Source organism: Actinoplanes sandaracinus (assembly GCF_030009775.1).
GTDB classification, from domain to species: Bacteria; Actinomycetota; Actinomycetes; order Mycobacteriales; family Micromonosporaceae; genus Actinoplanes; species Actinoplanes sandaracinus.
Map to the genome: position 1 here is coordinate 101,434 of NZ_JASCTH010000014.1, position 24,751 is coordinate 126,184.

Sequence of the window (24,751 nt, forward strand, 5' to 3'; positions counted from 1 at the left end):
CAACCCCCTAGGGAGGAGTTCCACATGTGCGGAATCGCCGGAGAGATCTGTTACGGCGACCGGCCCGCGGACACCGAGGCGATCCGGAGGATGCTCCCGTGTCTGGAGTCGCGAGGACCCGACGGTGACGGATTGTGGGACCGAGGGAGGATCGCTTTCGGTCATCGGCGCCTGAAGATCATCGACCTGTCGGAGGCCGGCGCCCAGCCGATGACCGACGAGCGGCTGGGCCTGACCGTCGTCTTCAACGGGTGTGTCTACAACTATCAGGAGCTGCGCGAGGAGCTTCAGAAGAGCGGCTACACGTTCTTCTCGACGTCGGACACCGAGGTGATCCTCAAGGCGTACCACCGCTGGGGCGCCGACTGCGTCACGCGTTTCCTCGGCATGTTCGCCTTCGCGGTCGCCGAGCACGAGACCGGGACGGTCACCCTGGCCCGGGACCGGCTCGGGATCAAGCCGCTCTACCTGGCCGAGTCGCCGGGACGGCTGCGGTTCGCCTCGACGCTGCCGGCCCTGCTGGCGGCGGGCGGGGTGGACACCACCATCGACAAGGTGGCGTTGCAGCACTACATGACGTTCCACTCGGTGGTCCCGGCGCCCCGCACGATCCTCTCCGGGGTGCGGAAACTGCCGCCGGCCACGGTACGGGTGATCCAGGCCGACGGGACGTCGAGTGAACGGGTGTACTGGGAGGCGTCGTTCACCCGTACCGTCGCCGCCTCGGACCGTGAGTGGGCCGAAGCGGTGCGGGACAAGCTCAAGCAGGCGGTGCGGCGGCGGATGGTCGCCGACGTGCCGGTCGGCGTGCTGCTCTCCGGCGGCCTGGACTCCAGTTTCATCGTCGCCCTGCTCGCCGAACAGGGACAGACCGGGCTGACCACGTTCAGCATCGGGTTCGATGCCGGCGGTGGCGAGAGCGGCGACGAGTTCGAGTTCTCGGATCTGGTCGCCAAGCAGTTCGGCACCGAGCACCATCAGATCAGGATCGGTCAGGAGCGGTTCCTGCCGGCGGTGCAGCGAACCGTGACGGCGATGAGCGAGCCGATGGTGAGCCACGACTGCATCGCGTTCAACCTGCTCAGCGAAGATGTGGCGAAGCAGGTCAAGGTCGTACAATCAGGGCAAGGCGCGGATGAGATCTTCGCCGGATACAGCTGGTACCCACCCCTCGCCGGCGTCCCCCGGGAGCAGGCCGCCGAGGCCTATGCGAAGGAGTTCTTCGACCGGCCGCACAGCGACCTGACCCGGCAACTCAACCCGGAGTGGCTGGTCGGCCAGGACGTCAGCCGCGCCTTCGTGGAGGAGAGTTTCGGCCGGGCCGGAGCCACCACCGCCGTCGATGCCGCGCTGCGCCTCGACTCCCAGGTGATGCTCGTGGACGACCCGGTCAAACGAGTCGACAACATGACTATGGCGTGGGGGCTGGAGGCACGCGTACCGTTCCTGGATCACGAGCTGGTGGAGATCGCGGCGGCCTGCCCGCCCGAGCTGAAACTGGCCCGCGACGGCAAGGGAGTGCTCAAGGACGCGGCCCGCGGGCTGGTCCCGGACGAGGTCATCGACCGGCCGAAAGGCTATTTCCCGGTGCCCGGCATCCGGTACCTGGAAGGCCCGGTGCTCGACCTCGTCCGCGACGCGCTGCACGCGCCGGCGGCCCGGCAACGGGCGCTGTTCCGGCCGGAGTACGTCGAGGCGCTCCTGGCCGACCCGAACACCCCGCGCACCACGCTCGGGGCGAACCAGTTGTGGCAACTCGCACTGCTGGAGATGTGGTTGCAGAACCTCAAGCTGTGAAGGGGACCCTGGTGGGTGGTCAGCTCCATCGCAACGACGTCACCGTGCTGCCGGCGGGCTGGACCAGCCCCGCCGGGCGGATCGAGTCGGAGATAGCCGGCAGTTGGTCGCCGGCCCTCTCCCCCGACGGCCGGCACGTCGCGTACGTCTCCGACCGGGACGGTGTGCCCGCCGTCTGGGTGCAACCGGTCGACAGCGAGCTGACCTTCCGCGTCGACACCGGGCCGGAACCGGTGTCGACGGTGCGCTGGTCGTCCGGAGGCGGCTGGCTGGCCTGCCAGATCGCCCCCGGCGGCGCGCCCCGGCACGAGATCTGGCTGGTCCGGCCGGACGGCTCCGACCTGCACCAGGTCGCCGGGTTCGGCGCCGACACCGCCGACAACATGCGGTGGCTGCCGGGCCGGCCGGTCCTCGCCCTCACCGAGAACCTCACCACCGCCGTGCTGATCGACGTGGTCGCCGGGACCAGGACCGAGGTCACCGAGGGAGACCTCCTCTCGCTTCTCGACGTCGACCCCGCCGGGCGTTTCGCGCTGCTGCGGTACGGGCCCCGCGGCGCCCGCGAGATCGTCCTGCGCGACCTGTCCCGCGGCACCGAGAAGCCGGTGACCCGCGGCGAGAAGGCGGTGTTCAGCCCGGGCGGCGGCTGCGTCTACGCGCTCAGCCAGGACGGGGAGTTCCCCGCCCTGCTGCGGCTCGCCGGCGACGCCGTGGAACTGCTCGCCGGCTCACCCACACCCGAGCCACCCGCCGCCTCCTCCGGGGCGGGGCCGCTCGCCGCCGCTTCCGAGGCCGGGCCCCTCGCCGCCACTTCGGGGGACGAGCCGCTCGGCGGGCCGTCGGAGGTCGAGGACTTCGTGGTGACGGCCGACGGGCGTACCGCCGCGGTGTTGTGGAACGTCCGGGGCGGCGAGTCGGAGATCGCGCTGATCGGCCTGGACCACGACGCCGGCCGCGCCCCGGCGTTGATCTCGCCCTTGCCCGGCCTGGTCGCCACCGACCTCGCGTGGAGCTTCGACTCCTCGGCGCTGGCCTTCACCGCGGAAGGGCCGGGACAGCCGCACGGTGTCTGGGTCTGGAGCCGGGAGACCGGCCGGGTGCGGGCGGTCGCCGCCGACCCGGCCGCCGCCGACGCGGTCCGGCCGACGCTCGAGACGTTCCCGGCACACGACGGGCTGACGCTGACCGGCTGGCTCTTCCGGCCGCGGACGCCCGGCCCGCACCCGGTGGTGCTGTGGTTCCACGGCGGCCCCGAAGCGCAGGAGCGGCCCGGTCACGGGCCGCTCTTCCAGTCGCTGGTCAACCACGGAATCGCGGTCTTCGCCCCGAACGTGCGCGGCTCCTCCGGCTTCGGGCGGTCGTTCGTCGACGCCGACAACGGGGCGCTGCGTCACGGTGCGATCGAGGACGTGCGCAGTTGCGTGCGGTTCCTGAGGTCCGCCGGGATCACCGGGCGGATGGGGATCATGGGACGGTCCTACGGCGGCTATCTCACGCTGGCGGCGCTGACCACCTTCCCCGACCTGTTCGACGTCGGCATCGACGTCTGCGGGATGTCGGACTTCGCGACCTTCTACGAGCACACCGAGCCGTGGATCGCGGCCGCCGCGGTCAGCAAGTACGGCCACCCGGTCCACGACGCGGAACTGCTGCGCGAGCTGTCGCCGATCCACCGGATCGACCGGGTGCGGGCGCCGCTGATGGTGGTGCACGGCGAGAACGACAGCAACGTGCCGGTGATCGAGGCCGAGCAGGTGGTGGCGGCGCTGGCGGCACGCGAGCATCCACATCGCTACCTGCTCTTCCCGGACGAGGGGCACGAGCTGCTGCACCGGACGTCGCGCGCCGAATATCTGCACGCCACGATCCACTGGCTGAAGACACACCTCCACGTGTGACGCCGGTGCGGCCTGCCGGCCGTACCGGACCGGGGTGGAAAAGCGGATGACCGCGGGCGGTGAGGTCGGTAGCTTCGCGGGCATGTTGGCACTCGGGGAGAGGGAGATCCGCGGCTCCTTCGTGAACTGCAGCAAGGGCGAAGCGAGCCGGATCAAGATGCCGCCGGGGTTGTCGGACGGCAGCATCCCCTGGGATGACCTGGACTTTCTCGGCTGGACCGATCCGGGAGCGCCGTTGCGGGCGCTGCTCGTGGCGCCGGGCGAGAACGGGCCGACCGGGCTGGTGCTGCGGCGGCCGGAGCCGCGCCGGGTGGGCGGCGCCGTGCGGTCCAGCATGTGCCGGGTCTGCCTGACCGATCATGCCGCTTCCGGTGTGGCGCTGTTCGTGGCGCCACTGGCGGGAGCGGCGGGACGCAACGGAAACAGCGTCGGCGAGTACCTTTGCGCCGATCTGGCCTGTTCGCTCTATCTCCGGGGGAAGCGGCAACCGAAGATGCGGCTGGTGCGCCGGGAGGAGACGCTCACGCTCACCGAGCGGATCGACCGGGCGATGCGCAACCTCAGCGCGTTCACCACGCGGGTCGCCGCCGGCTGACCACGGGGTCGTCACCGCCTCGCGGGACCGTTGACGGCGCTCCATGTCACACCGGTCGTGCGCACCGCCACGGGCCGAGGCGGTCGCCGATCGCCCCTGTGGCATGGAAGGCTGCACGGGAGACTTCAGGAGCGAGGAAGCGCCGTGGGCATGATCAAAGTTGTCGGTCTCGTGCTGCATCCGCGCCGGGACTGTGGTTCCGCGATCGACGCCATCGTCGAGTGGGCCGCGAAACGGGGCGTGACCGTTCTCGGCCTGCCCGACGAGATCAGCCGGATCAACTGCGCGGCCGTCGCGGTCTCCGCCGAGGAGATGGTGGAACGCGCCGGGCTGCTGGTGAGCCTCGGCGGCGACGGCACCATGCTGCGGACGATGCGGCTGGTCGAGGGGCGTAAGACGCCGGTGCTCGGGGTCAACGTCGGGCGGCTCGGGTTCCTCGCCGAGGTGGATCTCGCCGGGCTTGAGGACGCGCTGTCCGCCATCGACGACCACCGCTACACCGTCGAGTCCCGGACGGCGGTGCGCACCACCCTGCCGGACGGGCGGGAGGTGTCGGCGTTCAACGACATCGCCCTGGTCCGGGTGCCGGGGCACGGGCTGGCCGCGGTCGGCATCCGGGTGGAGGGGCGCGGCTTCGTCAACTACGCCGCCGACGCCGTGATCGTCTCCACACCGACCGGGTCGACGGCGTACAGCTTCTCGGCGGGCGGCCCGATCGTCTCGCCGAACGTGGAGGCCCTGATCGTCAGCGCCGCAGCGGCGCACTCGTCGTTCAACCGGTCGCTGGTGCTGGACACGTCCGAGCATCTCGCTCTCGACGTGCTGCCGAGCAGCGGCCGTCTGGCGATCGAGGTGGACGGCATCATCGAGGGCCACGCCGAGGCCGGTGCCCGGCTGGACGTGCGGCCGGTGCCGGCCGCGGCCCAGGTGATCCGTTTCGGCAGCACCTCCTTCTACGAACGGGCCCGCCGCAAGCTGCGGGTCGAGGGCAGCGCCTCGGCCGTCGCCGCCGACACCGACAGCGCGGTCGTCGTCGACAGCTTCGAGCGGCGAAGGTATGAGGTGCTACTCGGTGGCGAGGTCGCCGGTGTCCTCGACTACCGCCGCGGCGACGGCCGGATCGAGCTGCTGCGCACCGAGATCGACCAGGCGTTCTCCGGCCGTGGGCTGGCCGGCCGGCTGGCCGCGGCCGCACTGGCCGACGCCCGGTCGCGGGGGTTGCCGGTCGTCGCCGGTTGCCCGTTCGTCGCGGGCTATCTCGAACGCCATCCCGAACATCTCGCCGACGACCTCGGCCACTGACGACCATCCTGATCACGAGAGCTGAGGGCAACGTCACCATGGGCCATGCCGCGATCCTCACGGTCGACGACGACCCGTCCGTCTCGCGCGCCATCGCGCGCGACCTACGGCGGCGCTACGCCGACCGGTACCGGGTGATCCGGGCCTCGTCGGGCGACGAGGCGCTCGAGGTGCTGCGCGAGCTGAAACTGCGCGGCGGGCGGGTGGCGGTGATCCTCGCCGACTACCGGATGCCGCAGATGAACGGCATCGAGTTCCTGGAACACGCGATGGACCTGTTCCCGCACGCCCGGCGGGCGCTGCTCACCGCCTATGCCGACACCGACGCGGCGATCCAGGCGATCAACGTGGTCGACGTCGACCACTACCTGCTCAAGCCGTGGGATCCGCCGGAGGAGAAGCTCTACCCGGTGCTGGACGCGCTGCTCGACGCGTGGGAGGCCACCGGCGAGCAGGAACTGCCCGACATCAGGCTGGTCGGGCACCGGTGGAGCGAGCCGTCCTTCCAGATCCGCGACTTCCTCGCCCGCAACCTGGTGCCCTACAAGTACTTCGGCGCCGACGAGCCGGAGGGCCGCCGCCTGCTGGAGGCGGCGGAGGCCGGGCCGGAATCGGTGCCGCTGGTGGTGACCGCCGACGGGCGCGCGCTGTCCCGGCCGACCGTGCAGGAGATCGCCGAGGTGGCCGGCCTCTCCACGAACCCGGGCCGCGACTTCTACGACCTGATCATCGTGGGCGGCGGGCCGGCCGGTCTGGGCGCGGCGGTCTACGGCGGCTCCGAAGGCCTCAAGACGCTGCTGATCGAGCGGCAGGCGGTCGGCGGGCAGGCCGGGCAGAGCTCCCGGATCGAGAACTACCTCGGCTTCCCGGACGGCATCTCCGGCGCCCAGCTCACCGACCGGGCCCGGCGGCAGGCCGACAAGTTCGCCGCCGAGACGATCAGCACCCGTGAGGTCGTCGGGCTCCGCGCCGACGGCTCGGCCCGCACGCTGACCTTCGCCGACGGCGGGGAGATCTCCGCACACGCCGTCCTGCTCGCGACCGGGGTGTCCTACCGCCCGCTGGTGGCCGACGGCGTCGCCGGCCTGACCGGGTCCGGGGTCTTCTACGGCTCGGCCGCCACCGAGGGGCCGGCCTGCGCCGGCACCGACGTCTACATCGTCGGCGGCGCCAACTCGGCCGGGCAGGCGGCGCTGTTCTTCGCCAAGTACGCCCGCCGGGTCACCCTGCTGGTCCGTGGGGACTCGCTGGAGTCCTCCATGTCGTACTACCTGATCCAGCAGCTCGCCCAGATCGACAACATCGAGGTGCGGACCCGCTGTGAGGTGATCGGCGCGCACGGCGACGGCCATCTGCAGGCGATCACCATCTGCGACAGCAAGAACGGTACGAAAGCGACCGTCGAGTGCGGGTACCTGTTCGTGTTCATCGGGGCGGAACCGCGTACCGACTGGCTCGGCGACACCCTGCTGCGGGACGGGAAGGGGTTCATCCGTACCGGAACGGACCTGCTCGTGAACGGGGAGCGTCCACGGGGATGGGATCGCGACCGGGATCCGTTCTATCTGGAGAGCAGTGTCCCCGGCATCTTCGCCGCCGGCGACGTCCGGGCCAGCTCGGTGAAACGGGTGGCCTCGGCGGTCGGTGAGGGTGCGATGGCCGTCGCGCTGGTCCACCGCTACCTGGAGGCCCCATGATGTCCGAAATCGACGAGGTCCGCCTCGAACCCTGCGCACCCGGCAAGCTCGACCCGGCCGAGCTGCGGACCCTGTTCCTGTTCGAGAAGCTGAGCGACGAGCAGCTCGCCTGGCTGGCCGAGCACGGCTGCACCCAGCGCGTCGCGTCCGGCGGCCTGGTGCTGCGCGAGGGCGATCCGGCCGTGTCGTTCTTCGTGCTGCTCAGTGGCACGGTGGCGCTGAGCCGCCGGGTCGGCGAGGACGACGTGACGACGGTCCGGACCGAACAGCGCGGCGTCTACATGGGCGCGACCCAGGCCTACGTGCGCGACGACGGGGTCCCCCGGAAGTACGCGGCGTCGATGCGGGCCCTCTCCGACAGCGAGTTCTTCGTGCTCTCCGCCGACGACTTCGGGTCGCTGATGCGCGAGTGGTTCCCGATGGCCATCCACCTGCTGGAAGGGCTGACCCTCGGCTTGCAGAACACCCAGGCCGCGATCGGCGAACGGCAGCGGCTGGCCGCGCTCGGCGCCCTCTCCGCCGGCCTCATGCACGAGCTGAACAACCCGGCCGCGGCCGCCGCGCGGGCCACCAGCGCGCTGCGCCAGCGGGTCGCCGCGATGCGGATGAAACTCGGCAAACTCGCCGCCGGCAAGGTCGCCCCGGACCGGCTCACCGCGCTCCTCGAGCTCCAGGAGGAGGTCATCGAGCGGGCCGCCAAGGCGCCGGCGCTGACCGCCATGCAGACCGCCGACCTGGAGGACGAGCTCGGCGACTGGATGGACGAGCGGAACATCACCGGCGGCTGGGACGTCGCCCCGATCTTCGCGCAGGGCAACATCGACACCGAGTGCCTCACCGAGTTGGAGTCCCGGCTCGACTCGCCCGAGCTGCTCGACCAGGCGATCCACTGGATCGGTTACGCCCTGGAGACCGAGCAGCTGATGAGCGACATCGAGGACGCCACCGGCCGGGTGTCGTCGCTGGTGCTCGCCGCCAAACAGTATTCCCACCTCGACCGTGCCGCCCACCAGTGGATCGACGTGCACGTCGGCCTGGACAGCACCTTGGTGATGCTCACCCACAAGATCGGTGAGGGTGTCCGGGTGGTCAAGGAGTACGACCGGGAGCTGCCCGAGGTGCCGGCCCACCCGGCCGAGCTGAACCAGGTGTGGACCAACCTGATCGACAACGCGGTCCAGGCCATGAACGGCGCCGGCACGCTGACGATCCGCACCTACCGGGAGGACGACCGGCTCGTGGTCTCGGTCGGCGACACCGGCCCGGGCATGCCGCCCGAGATCCGCAAGCGGATCTTCGAGCCGTTCTTCACCACGAAGGCGGTCGGCGAGGGTACCGGGCTGGGACTGGACATCTCCTACCGGATCGTGGTCAACGGTCACGGCGGTGACATCCACGTGGAGACGAAACCGGGCGACACCCGCTTCCTGGTCCGGCTGCCCTTCGCCGAGCCCTCCTCCGCCTGACCTACGGAAGCAGGCCCCGGACGTACGCCGCCTGGCCGGCGTGCCGGACGTCATCGTCCAGCACGCTGACCAGGCGAACGCCGAGAGTCACCGGCGGATCCCACGCGGGGTCCACGATCCGGTCCAGGTCGGCCGGGGTCAGGCTTTCCAGCAACCTGGTCGTACGGTCGTGCACGGCCCCGTAGTACTCCACCAGGGTCTGCCAGCTCTCCGGCCGGACCCCGGCGACCTGTTCCGCGGTGTGGCCGTAACCGGTGTCCGACGGATCGGCCTTGAGCCCGAACCGGGCCGCCCAGTCCCCCGTCACATAGATCTGCTCGCCACCGGTGATCTCGGTGACGTGGCTGTCCTGCACGCGGGTCAGATGCCACACCAGCCAGCCGATCGGGTTGGCGCCCGGTTTCGGGGCCCAGCCCAGCCGGCTCGGAGTGAGGTCGCGGACGGCGGCCTCGATCGAGCCGGGCAGGCGGCCGAAACCGTCCGCGAGAACGCCGGTGACGTCCATGCTCACTATCCTTCCGGGACTACCTTGTCCGTTTCGCCCTGGTCCGTGGCACCCTTGTTCGTGGTGCCCTGGTCCGTGGCGCCCTTGTCCACCTCGCCGGTCTCCGGCTGGTCCGCGGCCGGGGGCGTCCCGGTCGGGGCGGTGGTCGTGGGTTTCTGCGTGGTCTCGTCCGGCGTCGCCGGAGTCTGGGTGACGGGCGCCTCGGTGGCCGGTTTCTTCGACGCCGGAGCCGGGGAGGTCCCACGGGAAGGCGCGGACGACTTCTGCGGGGCCGGCGCCGGCTCGCCCTCGTCGTTCTTGCTGTCCTTGCTCACGCCGTCGAACGTGATGGTCGGGCTGCCGCTGTCCCGCCCACTCGTGACATCCGCCGCGGACCGGCCGGCGAACAGCTCCGCCGTGGTCAGCGTGCCGATGCCGAGCAGGAAGAACGCTCCGGCGACGAGCATGACCCGCTTCCAGCGGATCCGCCGCCCCGGCGCCGCCGTGGCGGTCTCCGGCGCGGTCGATGCCCCGGCGCCGCCGGCGTCCGCGGTCTTCTCCTCGGCCGCCTCCTCGTGCGCGGCGGGCACGTCGGCGGGTGAGTCGTCGGCCGCCGCCTCCACGGACGGCGTGCCCACGGCCGCCGGAGCGATCACGAACGCCGACTGCAGTCGCTTGCTGCCCCGATCGATGGAGCGGTGGTAGACCTCGGTGCCGATCGAGCTGACCACGCTGGCGAGCGCGGCCCCGATCAGCGTGCCGGCCACTCCGAGGAACGAGCCGAGCACGGCCGCGGAGACGGCCGCAAGCGTGCCCGCGATGGTCTTCGGAACGTCGATGCCGGACCAGAATCGGCCCTCAGCCTGAACAGACATGTCCTCCTAACCCCTGCATTGGGCGAATGCATGACTAGGAGGCCTTAACCTCGCTTCCGGCCGCTAAACCCCGCGCGTCGGCGGCGACTCGTCGCCGGGCCAGCCGCCGGGTGCGCAGGATGCCCGCCACACCGACCGCCGCCACCAGGAACTGCACCGACATCGCGACCCGGAAATCATCGATGTGATAGTCGTTACCTCCGCCGGTGCGGGCGTCGAGAATCAGCCCGATCAGCTCGATCGTGACCAGCGCCGCCACGAACCCGCCGACGTTCACCAGGCCGGTCGCGGTGCCCAGCCGGCTGGGCGGATTGAAACTACGGGCGAAGTCGAACCCGATCATCGACCCCGGGCCGCCCAGGCCGAGCGCCACCACGAGCATCACCAGCAGCGGCAGCGGCGCGCGCCCGGGCCAGGCGAGGACCACCGCCCAGGTGATCATGATGATGGCCACGATGCCGAGCACCATCCGCGAGCGGCGCAGCGGGTGGCGCTGGGTGAGCAGGCCCAGTACCGGCCCGGCCGCCATGCCGGTCACCACGAACACGGTGAGCAGCACGCCCGCCGTGGTCCGGCTCAGGCCCTCACCGGCGATCAGGAACGGCACGCCCCACATGAGCGCGAACACCGCACCGGTGAACGCCGTGGTGTAGTGCGCCCACAGGCCGAGCCGGGTGCCCGGATGCCGCCACGACGTGCCCAGGTCGGCGCCGAGCTGCTGCCAGCTCATCGAACCGCCGCTGTTGACCCGCCGCTGCGGCGTGTCCCGCAGGGTGGCGAGCGCGACCAGCGCCACGAGCACCCCGGTCGCGGCGGCGCCGAGGAACGCGGTGGTCCAGCCCGGACCGGCCAGCAGGGCGGCCATCGGCACGGCGGACAGCACCTGGCCGGTCTGCCCGATGATCCCGGTCAGCTGGGTCAGCACCGGCACCCGTTTCGCCGGGAACCAGTGCGGCACCAGCCGCAACACGCTGATGAACGTCATCGCGTCGCCCGCGCCGACCAGCACCCGGGCCACCATCGCACCGCTGAGCCCGTCGGTGAACGCCATCAGCGTCTGTCCGGCCGCCATCACGATCGCCCCGGACAGCACCAGGCGCAGTGACCCGAACCGGTCGAGCAGCAGGCCCACCGGAATCTGCAAACCGGCGTAGACCACGAGCTGCACCACGGCGAAGACGGCCAGGGCGCTCGCACCGACACCGAAGCGCTCCTGGGCATCGAGCCCGGCCACGCCGAGTGAGCTGCGGTGCAGAACAGCGACGGTGTAGGCGGCTAGACCCGCGGCCCACACCGTCCAGGGACGCAGGGCCATGGGACGCCTTCCAGCTGTCGCGGAACGTACCCCTCAACCCTTCTCCGCCACCGGTGCCACCTGCAACGTGCGTCTTCTCACTGCCCGCCCGGCCGAGGAGGTCCGCCGCGGGCGCGAGCGGGCCGGTGACCGCACGGGCTGACTGCCCGAACCGGTCACCGGCCCGCCTTGCTCTCACACCTTGCGGTCACGCCTTGCGGTCACGCCTTGCGGTCACGCCTCGGTGTCACGGCGGCGCCGGGTGCGGGTCAGCCACAGCAACGCGATGCCGAGGAGCGTGGCGCCCACACCGGTCGCGCCGGCGACCATCAGCGGGGTGCCGGAGGGGCCGGTCGTCGGCAGGGTCTCGTCGTCGCCGTCATCGCCGTTGTCGTCGTCTCCGCCGCCACCGCCGTTGCCGCCGTCGTCGTCGCCCTCGTCCTCGTCCTCTTCCACGACGACCTCAACCAAGGCGGTGACCGTCTTGCCCGAGGTGAGCCCGGTCGCCACGAGCGTTGCGGTGCCCGCCTCGGCGAGCGGCACCTCGATGCTGAAGTTGCCGTTGGCGTCCGCCTTGGTAGTGATCTTCGCGAGTGCCGCGACCTCGAAAGCGGCGAGGACGAACCCTCCGCTCGGCCGGTATGCCGCGGTCGAGTCGGAGCCGTCGTACCCGATGTCGATCGAGATGACCTCGAACGGCTGGAAGCCGGTGCCGGAGAAGGTGACCGTGCCGCCGGGCTCCACGGTGCCGTCCGAGATGACGGCGGGCGGTGGATCAGCCGGGTAGGGCACGGCGTGAGCGGCTGCCGGCGCCATGACCACTGCCGCGAACAAGCTGACCAGCAGGCTCACCACTCGGTGACAACGCACAGGGGTCCCCCGAAAATCGTGCGATTCGGCTTTTTGAGGATTTTTCCTCTCTGATGAGCAATCTAGCGGCTGGCCGGGCAGCGGTCTCCGGATTCGGTCAACTGGGTCCAGGGCGCGATGCCGGGAGTCAACCAGAGTCTCGGGGTCACCTTTCCGGCGTAACCGCCCGCGGGCACCCCGGTGAGCATCGTGGCCCGCAGGGTTCGCGTCTTGCCGGGCGGCACGTCGACCGTCACGATGCCGACCGCTCGCCGGCGGTCCCGGCCGGAGCCGAACGCCTGGGCAGCCCCGTCGAGCCGCATCGAGACCAGTGCTCCGCCGGTCGAGGTGTAGACCGACACGTTCGTACGGGTGGTGTACGGATCGCCGGCCAGGCCCAGTCCGAGGACGTACGCCGGCAGGCCCTTCGCCGGCGCGGTCGACCCCAGCGTCACGGTGAGAGTGAGCTCGCGGCGGCCGTCGGACCGGCAGGTGGGCGTGACGGCCAGCTCGGCGCGGTGGGTCAGGTAGTAGCCGAGCTTCGCCCCACTGCCGTCGTTGAGGAACACCCCCACCGTCGGCCGGTCGCCGTCGCTGGCCGGCAACACCCCGGCGAGGGTGCTGTTCTCCAGCAGCCGGTTCTCCTCCGGGCGCGTGCTCCACACCAGCAGCCGGCGTTCAGCCGCCGCCTGGGCCAGCACCGACTTGAGCGCCGCCGGATCGAGTGGCCGGCGCAACAGCGCCCGGAAGGTCGCCCGGGCCGCGGCCGCGAAATAGGCGTCCTGCTCCACCGGCGAGATGCCGTCGGCGTAGATCCGCGACAGCAGGAGGGGCACCGCGCTGTCGGCGGTCAGCGGCCGGCCGCCCGCCACGGGCACCGGGCCGAGCGCCCGGAGGAGGTAGGACAGGGCGACCGGGTCGGTGGCGAACACCCCGTCGACGGTCTGGCCGGTGCGGCGCCGGTACATCTCCCGGGCGAGTCGCGCGGTGGTGGGAAAGTGCGGGGTCAGGTTGATGTCCGCGGGGAAGGTGGCCAGCTTGTCGGTGTAGAGCTGCCGGTCGGACGGCGTCAGCGGCAGGACGGGTCGCGGGAACGGCTGGAGACCGGTCGCCGTGCCCTGGTCGGCGATGTCGATCCGGCCCCGGTCGGCCTCGAGGACGACGAAAGCGCCCGGCATGCCGCCGGTGGCGCGCACTTCCGCGAGATTCTGGAACAGCACCAGATAGGTACGCGACCCACCGTCCCCGAGCATCGCCGGCAGCAGGGTGGCCGCCCGCGCCGCGGCGGTGATCATGCCGGACGCGCTGCCCATCTCGGCTCGCAAGCGCAGGACGGCCTCACGCACCGGGTCCGTCAAGCCGGTGTCCGCGATCGCGTCGACCGCCTGCCGCGCCCGCTGGAAGGCTCGGCCGGCCCGAGCGAGCTCCGGCGCGGCCCGTTTCATCGGCTCCAGGTTCAAACGCCCCCGGCCGGGCCCGAGCACTTCGCCGGCCAGCAGGCTCGCCGTGCTGACCAGTTGCGGCAGGCCGTCGTGGGCCAGCGCGTCCAAGGTGGTGGTGACGGCCCGGACTGCGATCAGGTCGTCGCCCGCGACCGGCAGGCGGCCGCCGAGGCGCCAGGCGAGCCCGTCCACGCCGGCCCGGGCGGCTCTGGTCTCCTCCTGCAACCGGCCGAGAGTGCCGCCCGCCGCCGGGTCGGCGGTCTGCAGTTGCTGCTGCAGCCGCTGGATCAGGCCGGCGGCCGCCCGCAGGTGGTCATGGGTGTCCCGGACCCGGAGGGCGGACCAGGTGGTGACGGCCGATCCGGTGACCACGACCGCCAGGAGGCCGGCGACCAGGGGAAGCCGTCGAGAGCGGCGCCCGGTGGCTCGCGGGCCGCGTTCCGGCTCAACGGCGTCCGTCGGTGCGCTCGTCGTGTCCACGGCATCCACCACCTGACAAATCGAAAATAGGCCCTTCATGGCATTTAAGTACGCATAATGCGTTGACGGCCCTTTTTCCGCAAATGAGGAGATGCCATGCTGGTCGCGCTCTCTGGCCGCCGGTTCGCCATCACCGGCGGTACCGGCTCGTTCGGGCATGCCATGGTCACTCACCTGCTCCGCTCCGGGGCCGCGGAAGTACGCGTGCTCAGCCGGGACGAGGCCAAGCAGGACCAGATGCGCGGCCGCCTGCGCGACGACCGCGTCCGGTACCACATCGGCGACGTCCGCGATCTCGGCACGGTGGCGCAGGTGACCCGCAACGTCGACTTCGTCTTCCACGCCGCGGCCCTCAAGCAGGTGCCCTCGTGCGAGTTCTTTCCCCTCGAAGCGATGCGGACCAACGTGCTGGGCAGCGCGAACGTCGTCGAAGCCTGTGACCGCAACGAGGTCGGCTCACTGGTGCTGCTCAGCACCGACAAGGCGGTCCACCCGGTCAATGCGATGGGCATGACCAAGGCGCTGATGGAGAAGGTCGCGCAGGCCCACGTCCGGACCCGGCCGGACTCCGCCACCACGGTCTCCTGCGTGCGATACGGCAACGTCATGTACTCCCGCGGTTCGGTCATCCCGCTCTTCGTCGACCAGATCCGCCGGAACCAGCCGCTGACCGTGACGGACCCGGGGATGACCCGCTTCCTGATGTCGCTGGCCGACTCCGTGGACCTCGTCGAACGGGCGTTCACCCGTGCCACCCCGGGCGACATCTACATCCGCAAGGCGAGCGCCTGCACCATCGGCGACCTGGCCAACGCCATCGGCAACCTGTTCGGCGTCACTCCCAAACTCGAGATCCTCGGCATCCGGCACAGCGAGAAGACCCACGAGACCCTGGCCAGCCGCGAGGAGCTACGGCACGCGGAGGATCTCGGCGACTTCTACCGGGTGCCGCTGGACACCCGTGACCTCAACTACGCCCCTTACGAGAAGGAGGGCGTGCCGGGCACCGATCCGCTGTTCGACTTCAACTCGGCGAACGCGCCCCGCCTCGACGTGCCGGAGATCGAGGCTCTCCTGCGGACGCTTCCCGAGATCCGTGCCGAGCTCGGCACGGCGATGGCGGCGGCATGACGGCCGGCCCCCTGGTGATGACCGGAACGACCGGCTTCCTCGGCTGGCACGTCCGGGTCCTCGCCCGAGCGCTCGGCCTCGGCGACCCGGTGCCGGTCACCCGGTCCGGCCTCGCCGACACCGAGAAGCTCGCCGGACTGCTCAGCGGCGCCGACCGGGTGCTGCACGTGGCCGGCGTCAACCGGGGCGAGGCCGACATCGGCAACCGGCGGCCGGCCGAACTGCTCGCCGCGGCGCTGCGCCGATGCGCCACGCCGCCGAAGAAGGTGGTGTTCGCGAACTCGGTCCAGGCCGGCAACGGCACCGAATACGGCACCGGGAAGGCCGTGGCGGCCGCGACGCTGGCCGAGGCCACCCGCTGGTCCGGCTCCGACTTCCAGGACGTACGGCTGCCGAACCTGTTCGGCGAACACGGGCGGCCGCACTACAACTCGGTCGTCGCCACGTTCTGCCGGCAGCTCGCCGACGGCGGCACACCGCAGGTGCACCAGGACCGCGAACTCGATCTGCTGCACGCCACCGACGCCGCGGCGCTGCTGCTCGGGGTGGACCTGCCCGGCGCGGGACGGGTCCGCTGCGGCGTCGGCGAACTACGCGACCGGCTGCAGCGGATCGCCCGCTGCTACGCCCGCGGCGAGATTCCCGAGCTGACCGGCCGGTTCGACGTGCGCCTGTTCAACACCTACCGGTCGCATCACTTCCCGGCCGGTACGCCCTGCCGGCTGCCCCGGCACAGCGACGTCCGCGGTGACCTGATCGAGGCGGTCAAGGTGCACGGCGGAGGAGGGCAGACGTTCGTCTCGACCTCACGGCCCGGAGTCACCCGTGGCAGGCATTTCCATCTCGCCAAGGTGGAACGCTTCCTGGTGCTGCGCGGCGAGGCCGAGATCCGGGTACGCCGGTTGCTGCACGACGAGGTGACGACCTTCCGGGTGGCCGGTGACCGCCCGGCGTTCGTCGACATGCCGTCGATGTGGGCGCACGACATCACCAACGTCGGGGACGGGGAGCTGCTCACCCTCTTCTGGTCCAACGAGGTGTTCGACCCTGGCCTGCCGGACACGTACCCGGAACAGGTGTCGCCGTGAGGATCGGCGTGGTCAGTCAGTGGTATCCGCCGGAACCAGCACACATCCCGGAGAACCTGGCCCGCGGACTGGTGGCGCGCGGCCATCGGGTTCGCGTCCTGACCGGCTTCCCGAACTACCCCACCGGAACGCTCTATCCCGGTTACCGGCAGCGCTGGGCCGACACGTCGGTGATCGACGGGGTCACCGTGCGGCGGGTGCCGGAGTATCCGAGCCACGACCGGTCCGGGATCCGGCGGGCGGCCAGCTACCTGTCGTTCGCGGCCACCAGCTCCGCCGCCGCGGCCGGCTACCTGCGCGGCGCCGACGTCCTCTACGTCTACCTCACGCCGGCCACCGTCTTCGCCGCTCCGGCGTTGCTGCGCGCGTTGCGGGGGACGCCGGTCGTCGTACACATGCAGGACATCTGGCCGGAGTCGGTCGTCTGCTCGTCGATGGTTCCGGCCGGCGCCGCCGGCCGGCTGATCGGCGCCGCGCTGCACGCGGCGATGCGCCGGGTGTACCGGCTGGCCACGTCGATCGCCGTCATCGCGCCGGCGATGCGGGACATCGTGGTGGCGCGCGGGGCCGATCCGGCCCGGGTACGGGTCGTGCTGAACTGGGCCGACGAGTCGCTGTTCCGTCCGATCGAGGCGACCCCGACGGCCCGTGAGCGGATCGGGCGCCGTCGGCGCTGCACCATCATGTACGCCGGCACGATAGGACCGTTCCAGAACATCGAGGACTCCGTCCGTGCGGCCGCCGCCGTGCACGACCACGTCGACCTGGTCCTCGCCGGGTCCGGCATCGGTGAGGCCGCGGCCCGTGATCTGAGCACCGACCTCGGCACGGACAATGTCCGGTTCCTCGGCCGCCTGCCGATGGCCGACATGGCGGCCCTGTACGCCGCCGCCGACTTCCAGCTGGTCACGCTCAAGGACCTGCCGGTCTTCCGGGGCATCATCCCGTCGAAGCTGGCGGCCGCGCTGTCATGCGGCTCGCCGGTCGTCGCCTCGGTGGCGGGTGACTGCGCCGCACTCGTCGAAAGGCATGACATCGGGCTGGCCTGCCCGCCCGGGGACTGGCGATCATTGGCCGATCGCTTCCACCGCGCGGCCACGCTGCCGGCGGGCGAACGCGCCGCGATGGGCCGCCGGGCGCTGGACTGCTACCGCACGCGCATGTCCCAGCAGGCCGGGATCGGCCTGCTGGAGGACATGCTCCGAGAGGCGGCCCGGTGAGAGTGATGACGGTGGTGGGCACCCGACCGGAGATCATCCGGTTGTCCCGGGTGATCGTGCGCCTGAGCCGCGCCGTCGACCACGTGCTCGTGCACACCGGCCAGAACTGGGACCCCGCGCTGCGCGACGTCTTCTTCGATGAGCTGGGCCTGCCCGAACCCGACCGCAACCTGGCCGTGGACCCCACCTCTCTCGGCACCGTCCTGGCCGGCGTGCTGACCGGCGTGGAGGCCGCCATCCGCGAGGTGCGGCCGGACGCTCTGCTGGTGCTCGGCGACACCAACAGCTGCATCGCCGCGCTGATCGCCCGGCGCATGGGGGTGCCCGTCTACCACATGGAGGCCGGCAACCGCTGCTTCGATCTCAACGTGCCCGAGGAGACCAACCGGCGCCTGGTCGACCACGTCAGCGACTTCAACCTGGTCTACACCGAGCACGCCCGCCGCAACCTGCTGGCGGAGGGACTGCATCCACGCCGGATCATGCACACCGGCTCACCGATGCGGGAGGTCCTGGAGCACTACCGGGAGGTGATCGAGTCCAGCGACGTCCTGCACCGGACGGGGCTGTCCTCCGGGTCCTACTTCCTGGTCAGCGCCCACCGGGAGGAGAACGTGGACGACCCCGGGCGTCTGCGCCGCCTGCTCGAATGTCTGCGGACGGTCCACCGCGAATGGCGGCTGCCGGTGCTGGTGTCGACTCATCCCCGGACCCGGGACCGGTTGGAACGAGCCGAGGTCGGATCCCTCGACGGCATCACCTTCCATCCGCCGTTCGGCTTCTTCGACTACGTCCACCTGCAGACGCACGCCCGGTGCACGCTGTCGGACAGCGGCACCATCAGTGAGGAGTCGGCGATCCTCGGCTTCCCGGCGGTGTGCCTGCGCGAGTCGATCGAACGCCCGGAGGCCCTCGACACCGGCGCCATCCTGTTGACCGGTCTGGAGGCCGACGGCATCCGGGCGGCGGTCGAGACGGCCACCGGGCGGCGGGCCGCCTGTCCGGCCGACTACACGATCGCCGACACCTCGGCGCGGGTCACCGCGTTCATCCTCTCCACGGTCCGGCAGCACCGCGCCTGGGCCGGCATCCGGGTGCCGGAGCGGGACGAGCGATGACGCTGCGGGTCCTCGCCACCTCCAACGTCTTCGAGCCGGGGTTCCGCGGTGGCGGGCCGGTGCGCTCGCTCGCGCTTCTGCTCGACACCATTCCGCCGGACATCGACCTCACGCTGGTCACGCAGGACCGCGACGTGAACGCCACCGAGCCGTACCCCGGCCTGTCCGGCGAGTGGGTCCGGCGCGGCCGCGCGGACGTCTTCTATCTGCCCGTCCATGACCGCCGGGCCTGGCTGTCGCTCTGGCGGAGACTGCGGACCACGGCGTTCGATGTGCTCTACGTCAACAGCCTGTGGTCACCGGTCTTCACCGTGGTGCCGGTGCTCGCCTGCCGGATGCGTCTCGTCCGGGCCGATCACGTGGTCGTGGCCCCCCGGGGCGAGTTCTCCATGGGCGCCCTGGCCCAGAAGTCATGGAAGAAACGGCCCTTCGCGATCGTGTGGGGCAGGCTGCTCAAGAACATGGGAGCCACCTGGCACGCGTCCACCGCGCGGGAGGCTTCCGAGATCCGGGCCGTGTACCCCTGGGCCCGGATACGGGTAGCCCTCGACCAGGTGGCATTGCCGGCAGAACCACTGCCTCCGCTGGTTGATCGGGAACAGCCACGGTTCGTCTTCATGAGCCGGATCGTGCCGAAGAAGAACCTGCTGACGGCGATCGAGGCACTCGGCAGACTCCCGGGCCAGGTGCAGTTGGATGTCTTCGGGCCGATGGAGGACGCTGCGTACTGGCAGCGATGCCTGCGAGTCATCAAGGAAACCGGCACCACGGACCGGGTGCACTATCGCGGAGAACTCCCGCCATCCGCGGTTCGTCAGACGTTCCAGCGGTACGACGCGTTCATCTTCCCGACCTGGGGCGAGAACTTCGGTCATGTCATCGCCGAGAGCCTGTCGGCGTCCTGCCCGGTGATCTGCTCCGATCAGACGCCGTGGAGCGCGGTCCTCTCGGCCGGAGGCGGCGCCGCGATCCAGAACCTGTCCGCCGGCAAGCTGAGCGCCGAGATCGGCCGGGTGATGGCCAGGTCCCCGGCCGAGCGTCTTGCCGCCCGGCATGCCGCCGGCGCCGCCTACCGCGCCTGGCACGCGAGCCACAGCAACGAGAACTTCCTGTCCACGCTCACCCGATGACAGGCACCTGCCACGAGACGGAGACGTGCCGATGACAGCTCACACCGTCCTGCCCGGAGGCTCGGCGGCCCGCTCGCGGCCCAGGGCCCGGGACTTCGAGAGGCACATGCGCGGGGGCGGCCTGCTCACCGTGGCGATGAGCCAGCGCCTCGGCGCCCGTCTCTGCGTACCGGCCCACCGGCTGGGCATGCGGCCCAGTGCTCTGACAATCGCCAACCTGGTGTGTGGCACCGGCGGATCGGCTCTCGCCGTCCTCGGCGGGCCCCGCTTGTCCACCGGCATCGCGGCTGTCCTGCTCTGGCAGCTCGCCTACTGCTTCGACTGCGCGGACGGGCAGCTCGCCCGGTACACCGGCCGGACCAGCGAGGCCGGAGCCCGGCTGGACGTGATGTGCGATCTGGCGGTGCACGCCGCGGTGGTCATCGCGATCGTGGTCTCCACAGCGTGGTACGTCCCCACGGCGCCACACTGGCTGGCGTCCGCGTTCTCCTGCGCCGTCATGATCAATCTATGCGCGTCCGCGCTGGCGACGAGCGGTCCGGCGGCCGGCAGCCTGTTCACCGACAACAACCGTGCCGTCGTACGGGCCGGCGGTCTGCTGTTCGACTATCCGGTGTTTCTCACCGCGTACGCCGGGTTCCTGACTTTCCTTCCCGGGCACCTGGACCGATTTCTTCTCGGAGTGCTCACCGCCAACCTCCTCTTCCTGGCCGTACGGCTGGGCAAAGCGGCGAACGTCAGCCTTCGGTGGCAGAGGTGCCCGGACCGGACAGCGGACCCGGCCGGCAGCCAGCCGCGTCGGTGAACGACGACGCGGTGGACCGCCGGGCGGTCGCCGAGCGCCCGGACGAGACCGTCTCGCTGCTCCGAGCCGGCCGCGGGATGGCGATCGGCGCGCTGGTCTCCCGCATCACCGGTTTCGGCCGTCTGGTGGTGATGGCAGCCGCTCTCGGCCTGGGCACCGAACTCCTCGACAGCTACAACGTGGCGAACACCATCCCCAGCGTCACCTACCAACTGGTGTTCGGGGGCCTCGCCACCAGCCTGATCATCCCCGCGGTCAGCCGGGAACTGGCGCGCGACCGGGCGGCCGGGTTCGCCTACGCCCAACGGCTGCTGTCGGCGACCGCGTATGTCCTGGCCGCGGTGGTCGCACTCACCGTCGTCCTCGCGCCGTTGCTGGTCGAGCTGTACTCGCCGGGGCTGACCGAGGAGCAGAAGCGACTGACTGTCGTCCTCAGCCGCTTCTTCCTGCCGCAGATCCTGCTCTACGGCATCGGTGCCACGGCGGCCGCAGTGCTCAACTCGCTCAGCGGGCACAGCGCCCCGATGTGGGCGCCGGCCGTGAACAACGTCATCGTCATGGCCATCGGCCTGGGCTACATCGGAGCCGGCGGCAGCACCGAACTCGGCGAACTGTCCGGCCGGCACGAGCTGTTCCTGGGGGCCGGAACGACCGCCGGGGTGATCGGCCAGGCCGGGATGATCCTCTGGGTGCTGCGACGGCAGGGCTTCCCCCTGCGGCTGCGGCGGGACCTCAGAGGCATCGGCATAGGTCGTACCGCCCGGCTCGGCGGGTGGGTGCTGTTGACGGTGATCGCCAATCAGGCCGCGTTCACGATGGCCATCCGGTCGGCCTCGCACCTCGGCCCGGGAGCGGTGAGCACCTACCAGACCGCTTACGCGATCTTCCACGTCCCGTACGCCGTGGCCGCCGTCTCGGTCATCGTCGCGGCGCTGCCCCGGATGAGCCGTGCCGCTGCCGTCCACGACACCGAAGAACTGTCCGCGCACCTGGCGCACAGTCTCCGCGCCATCCTGTGGGTCACCGCCCCGGCGGGCGTCACGCTGCTGGTGCTCGGCCCGGCCCTGAGCGCCATCCTGTTCGCCCACGGCAACAGCGCCGCCGACGCGGTGGCCCTGGTCGGTTCGACGGTTCGCGTCTTCGGGCTCGCCGTCGTGCCGTTCGCCGCCTATGCCGCGCTGACGGCCGCTTTCAACGCCGCACAGGACACCCGGACCGCCGCCGTCATCAACATGCTCGTGGCGGCGGCCGCGGTGACCGGGTTCGTGGGATCCGCCCGCTATCTGACCGCGGAGCACGCGCTCGCGGGGATCGCCGCCAGCTATGCCGTGGCATACACGCTCGGATGTCTCACTGCCGCCGCCGTGCTGTGCCGGCGGCTTCCGGGCATACGCCTCAGCTTCTTCCGCGGCGGCCGTCCGCGGACCGCCCTCGCCGTACTCCTGGTCGCGGCGATCGAAGCGCTGGTCTGGCATGCCGTCGTACGCCTCACCGGACCGGGGTTCGCCGGCTCTGTCGCCGCCTGCTCGTGCGCGACCATCTCCGCCGGCGTCGTCTATCTCCGGATCACGGCCGAGGGCCGTACCCGACCGGTGATCGATCCCCGTGCCGGCGATCTCGGGCGATCTCGGTGATCCCGCGCCGACGACCAGAACACCTGGAACACCAGGAGCACGGCCAGCAGGATGACGACGTGGGAACCGGTCCGCGAGGCGTAACTGAAGGACCCCGCCCACAGCACGTCGATGACTCCCGCCGCGGCGACGCTCGCCAGGGTGTACCGGATGAGATTGTCGTGCCGGTCCAATACCGAGGAGGCCGCGGACACCAGGTAACGATCCAGGATACGAAGCAGAATCCCGGCGCTGGGAACGAAGAACAGACCAGGGATCCCGAAGTTGAACAGCCATTCGCCGAGATAGAGGGCGACCTCGGAATGGTTCGTCCCGATCAGGCCGGGTCGCAGCACCGGCACCAGGTCGGCGCCGAGGCCGACCGGCTTCTCCGGCCACATCCGGCGCGGAACCAGCGCCACCACCGCCGCCCAGAACGTCTGCCCCCACGCGTGAGGCACACTGCCGGCGTCCTCGAGGGCGAGCAACCGGGCGAATTGATAGAGCGGGTGGACGATCGACTCGAACCCGTTCTCCTGCGTTCCGTTGCGCATCTCGGCGACGAGCGCGACTCGGAGCGCGGCCAGCGCCGTGAGCGCCGGCACCGCGCCGACCAGCACCACCAGCTTGACGATCCGCCCACGCGTTCGGTGTGACAGCACGATCAGGAAAGTGAATCCCAGCGAGGCCAGCACGATGCGGCCGAACCCGGTGAAGAAGTACTGCGTGTATGCCGCGACGGCGGCCGCCGTCGTGACACCACACACCACCCATCCCCACCCCTCGGCGCGGAGGATCAGCCCGGCACCGATGAGCGCGGTACCGGCGAAGGCTATGGCGGCCAGGACGAAACCGGTCGTCGTTCCGGCGTCCTCACCCACCAGCCAGATCGCTGTGGACAGCAGCGCCAGTCCCCACCACACCACCGCCGGGGAACCACGGTTCACCGTGAAAGGCCGCTCCGGTTCAGGCCGATGACCGGCCCAGAAGATCGCCCATGTCACCAGGTGCAGGAAATATGCCCAGGACACCGCAGTGAGGATCAGGTCCAGCGTCGGCCCGGGCGGCTGGATGAAGGTGTGATAGAGACCGGCGAACCCGACGAAAAGAGCGAACGAGAAGTTATAGACCCCGACCGCGGTGATCCGGTTACCGTCATGCGACCAGAAGATCCATAGCCCGAAGACGACGCAGACGGCGGAGAGGCCGCCGAGGGCGGCCATCCGGGCGTCGGTTCCGATCAGCCAGCGTACGGCGAGCATGCCGACACCAGCCGCGGCCCAGGCGGCAACGGCGGAGCCGATCGCGACGGTGGAGCCCTTCGGCCGCCTCGTCACGCCGACCGCCGTCCATCGGCGCGGCGAGCGGCGAGGACGCTCGATACGTCAGGCACGTGTCCAGTTCTCTTTCTGGAGGCCGGGTAGCCGCCGGCATGCGGCACGCCGCCGCGCGAGCAGGGTGGGCAGGGCCATGTAGGCGATCAGCAGCAGAACGCCGGCGGCGTCGGTTGCCAGCCGTGCCGTGACGGGCAGCCCCTCCGCGACGAGTCCGGCCGCGCTCAACACAGCGCCGACCGCGACGGTCGTGGCGGTGACGGCCTGATGTGACCAGCCGACATCGGTGAGCCGTTGAAACGCGTGCGAGCGGTGCGGCGCGTACCACCGCTCGGACCGATAGACCCGCCGGACGAGGGTGCAGCCGGTGTCGGTCAGATAGAGCGCCAGCGGGGCCAGCACCGCCTCGAGCGCGAGGCCGGCCATCAGGGCGTACACCGCGACGGCCGCCAGCAGGGCGCCGAGGCCGTAGGCGCCGACATCGCCGGGGAAGACCTTCGCCTGCCCGGCGTTCCACGGCAGGAAGGTGGCCGCGGCCACCACCGTCACGACGCCGACGAGAGTCAGCACCGGTACGCCGTGGATCCATCCGGCCGTCGCGTAGACACCGCCGGAGAGGATCGCGTTCGCGGCGGACATGCCGTTCAGGCCGTCCATGAAGTTGAAGACGTTGGCGTACCCGACCAGCCACAGGGTGGCCAGGGGGAACACCACCGTCCAGGCGGGACCGAGGTGGCCGGGAACGGTCAGCGCCGCCGCCGCGACGACTCCCGCGCCGCACTGCAGCGACAGGCGTACCGGTATGGAGGCCCCGCGTAGGTCTTCCAGCAGGCCGATGCCGCCGAACAGCAGCAGCGGCACGACGAAGACCCGGGTCGTCTCATCGATCGACAATGCCGCCACGAGGGCCATCACGATCGCGATGCCCCCGCCACGCGGGGTCGGCACGGTATGCGAGGAACGCTCGTTGGGAATGTCCAGGATCGACCGGCGCACCAGCACGCGAACGACCACCGGTTGCAGGCACACACCGATCACCCCGGCGATGATCGAGCCGGTCAGCAGAACGTGCATCCCTATATCGGCCCGTTCGGAGGATTTGACCCGTTCGCTGCCGGCGGTGAGTCACATGG

The 24,751-nt window shown here is 70.8% G+C and carries 20 protein-coding genes; 13 read left to right on the top strand and 7 right to left on the bottom strand.

What is annotated here, in order from left to right; genetic code table 11:
• The first annotated feature begins 24 nt into the window (after window positions 1-24).
• From QLQ12_RS21940 to QLQ12_RS21965, 6 genes are all read left to right on the top strand, one after another.
• The gene (locus tag QLQ12_RS21940; protein ID WP_282762152.1) at window positions 25-1,797 is read left to right on the top strand and encodes an N-acetylglutaminylglutamine amidotransferase; all 1,773 of its coding nucleotides are present in this window, start codon (window positions 25-27) and stop codon (window positions 1,795-1,797) included.
• Complete coding sequence (locus QLQ12_RS21945) at window positions 1,794-3,695, top strand: S9 family peptidase (protein ID WP_282762153.1); 1,902 nt, start codon at window positions 1,794-1,796, stop codon at window positions 3,693-3,695. Before QLQ12_RS21940 ends, QLQ12_RS21945 begins: the two co-directional genes overlap by 4 nt.
• An 82-nt stretch (window positions 3,696-3,777) precedes the next feature.
• Entirely contained in the window at window positions 3,778-4,290 is a 513-nt protein-coding gene (locus QLQ12_RS21950) for an FBP domain-containing protein (protein WP_282762154.1), read from the top strand.
• Between the two features lie 150 nt (window positions 4,291-4,440).
• Window positions 4,441-5,592, top strand: a complete 1,152-nt coding sequence (locus QLQ12_RS21955) for an NAD(+)/NADH kinase (protein ID WP_282762155.1) — start codon at window positions 4,441-4,443, stop codon at window positions 5,590-5,592.
• A 38-nt stretch (window positions 5,593-5,630) separates the two neighbouring features.
• Window positions 5,631-7,289: an FAD-dependent oxidoreductase gene (locus QLQ12_RS21960; protein ID WP_282762156.1), complete on the top strand. Its 1,659-nt coding sequence runs from the start codon at window positions 5,631-5,633 to the stop codon at window positions 7,287-7,289.
• Window positions 7,286-8,755 (top strand): ATP-binding protein, encoded by a 1,470-nt coding sequence (locus QLQ12_RS21965; protein ID WP_282762157.1) that lies wholly within the window; start codon window positions 7,286-7,288, stop codon window positions 8,753-8,755. Before QLQ12_RS21960 ends, QLQ12_RS21965 begins: the two co-directional genes overlap by 4 nt.
• Before the next feature lies 1 nt (window position 8,756).
• Here QLQ12_RS21965 and QLQ12_RS21970 read toward each other — a convergent pair whose 3' ends face one another.
• From QLQ12_RS21970 to QLQ12_RS21990, 5 genes are all read right to left on the bottom strand, one after another.
• Window positions 8,757-9,260: a mycothiol transferase gene (locus QLQ12_RS21970; protein ID WP_282762158.1), complete on the bottom strand. Its 504-nt coding sequence runs from the start codon at window positions 9,258-9,260 to the stop codon at window positions 8,757-8,759.
• A 5-nt stretch (window positions 9,261-9,265) separates the two neighbouring features.
• Window positions 9,266-10,114 (bottom strand): hypothetical protein, encoded by an 849-nt coding sequence (locus QLQ12_RS21975; RefSeq protein ID WP_282762159.1) that lies wholly within the window; start codon window positions 10,112-10,114, stop codon window positions 9,266-9,268.
• 34 nt (window positions 10,115-10,148) lie between these two features.
• Window positions 10,149-11,429: an MFS transporter gene (locus QLQ12_RS21980; RefSeq protein ID WP_282762160.1), complete on the bottom strand. Its 1,281-nt coding sequence runs from the start codon at window positions 11,427-11,429 to the stop codon at window positions 10,149-10,151.
• 213 nt (window positions 11,430-11,642) lie between these two features.
• On the bottom strand, window positions 11,643-12,260 hold the full coding sequence (locus QLQ12_RS21985) for a hypothetical protein (protein ID WP_282762161.1): 618 nt from the start codon (window positions 12,258-12,260) through the stop codon (window positions 11,643-11,645).
• Window positions 12,261-12,340: 80 nt separating this feature from the next.
• On the bottom strand, window positions 12,341-14,179 hold the full coding sequence (locus tag QLQ12_RS21990; RefSeq protein WP_282762162.1) for a DUF4012 domain-containing protein: 1,839 nt from the start codon (window positions 14,177-14,179) through the stop codon (window positions 12,341-12,343).
• A gap of 96 nt (window positions 14,180-14,275) precedes the next feature.
• Between QLQ12_RS21990 and QLQ12_RS21995 the strand changes: the two genes are divergently transcribed.
• From QLQ12_RS21995 to murJ, 7 genes are read left to right on the top strand one after another with little or no spacing between them, the layout of a single operon-like run.
• Window positions 14,276-15,310 carry a polysaccharide biosynthesis protein gene (locus tag QLQ12_RS21995; RefSeq protein ID WP_282762163.1) on the top strand — a complete coding sequence of 345 codons (1,035 nt, stop codon included), beginning with the start codon at window positions 14,276-14,278 and terminating at the stop codon, window positions 15,308-15,310.
• Complete coding sequence (locus QLQ12_RS22000; RefSeq protein ID WP_282762164.1) at window positions 15,307-16,398, top strand: polysaccharide biosynthesis C-terminal domain-containing protein; 1,092 nt, start codon at window positions 15,307-15,309, stop codon at window positions 16,396-16,398. The genes QLQ12_RS21995 and QLQ12_RS22000 overlap by 4 nt, the downstream gene beginning before the upstream one ends.
• The gene (locus QLQ12_RS22005) at window positions 16,395-17,618 is read left to right on the top strand and encodes a glycosyltransferase family 4 protein (protein ID WP_282762165.1); all 1,224 of its coding nucleotides are present in this window, start codon (window positions 16,395-16,397) and stop codon (window positions 17,616-17,618) included. Before QLQ12_RS22000 ends, QLQ12_RS22005 begins: the two co-directional genes overlap by 4 nt.
• Before the next feature lie 5 nt (window positions 17,619-17,623).
• Window positions 17,624-18,736 carry a non-hydrolyzing UDP-N-acetylglucosamine 2-epimerase gene (gene wecB / locus QLQ12_RS22010; protein WP_282762287.1) on the top strand — a complete coding sequence of 371 codons (1,113 nt, stop codon included), beginning with the start codon at window positions 17,624-17,626 and terminating at the stop codon, window positions 18,734-18,736.
• Window positions 18,733-19,866 (top strand): glycosyltransferase, encoded by a 1,134-nt coding sequence (locus QLQ12_RS22015; RefSeq protein WP_282762166.1) that lies wholly within the window; start codon window positions 18,733-18,735, stop codon window positions 19,864-19,866. The genes wecB and QLQ12_RS22015 overlap by 4 nt, the downstream gene beginning before the upstream one ends.
• A 31-nt stretch (window positions 19,867-19,897) precedes the next feature.
• Window positions 19,898-20,671 carry a CDP-alcohol phosphatidyltransferase family protein gene (locus QLQ12_RS22020; protein ID WP_282762167.1) on the top strand — a complete coding sequence of 258 codons (774 nt, stop codon included), beginning with the start codon at window positions 19,898-19,900 and terminating at the stop codon, window positions 20,669-20,671.
• Window positions 20,668-22,305: a murein biosynthesis integral membrane protein MurJ gene (gene murJ, locus QLQ12_RS22025; RefSeq protein WP_282762168.1), complete on the top strand. Its 1,638-nt coding sequence runs from the start codon at window positions 20,668-20,670 to the stop codon at window positions 22,303-22,305. Before QLQ12_RS22020 ends, murJ begins: the two co-directional genes overlap by 4 nt.
• On the opposite strand, the gene QLQ12_RS22030 is transcribed toward murJ, so the two are convergent.
• Window positions 22,227-23,621, bottom strand: coding sequence for a hypothetical protein (locus QLQ12_RS22030; RefSeq protein ID WP_282762169.1), 1,395 nt, complete (start codon window positions 23,619-23,621; stop codon window positions 22,227-22,229). The genes murJ and QLQ12_RS22030 overlap by 79 nt on opposite strands.
• Before the next feature lie 48 nt (window positions 23,622-23,669).
• On the bottom strand, window positions 23,670-24,692 hold the full coding sequence (locus tag QLQ12_RS22035; RefSeq protein WP_282762170.1) for an MraY family glycosyltransferase: 1,023 nt from the start codon (window positions 24,690-24,692) through the stop codon (window positions 23,670-23,672).
• Window positions 24,693-24,751 lie beyond the last annotated feature (59 nt).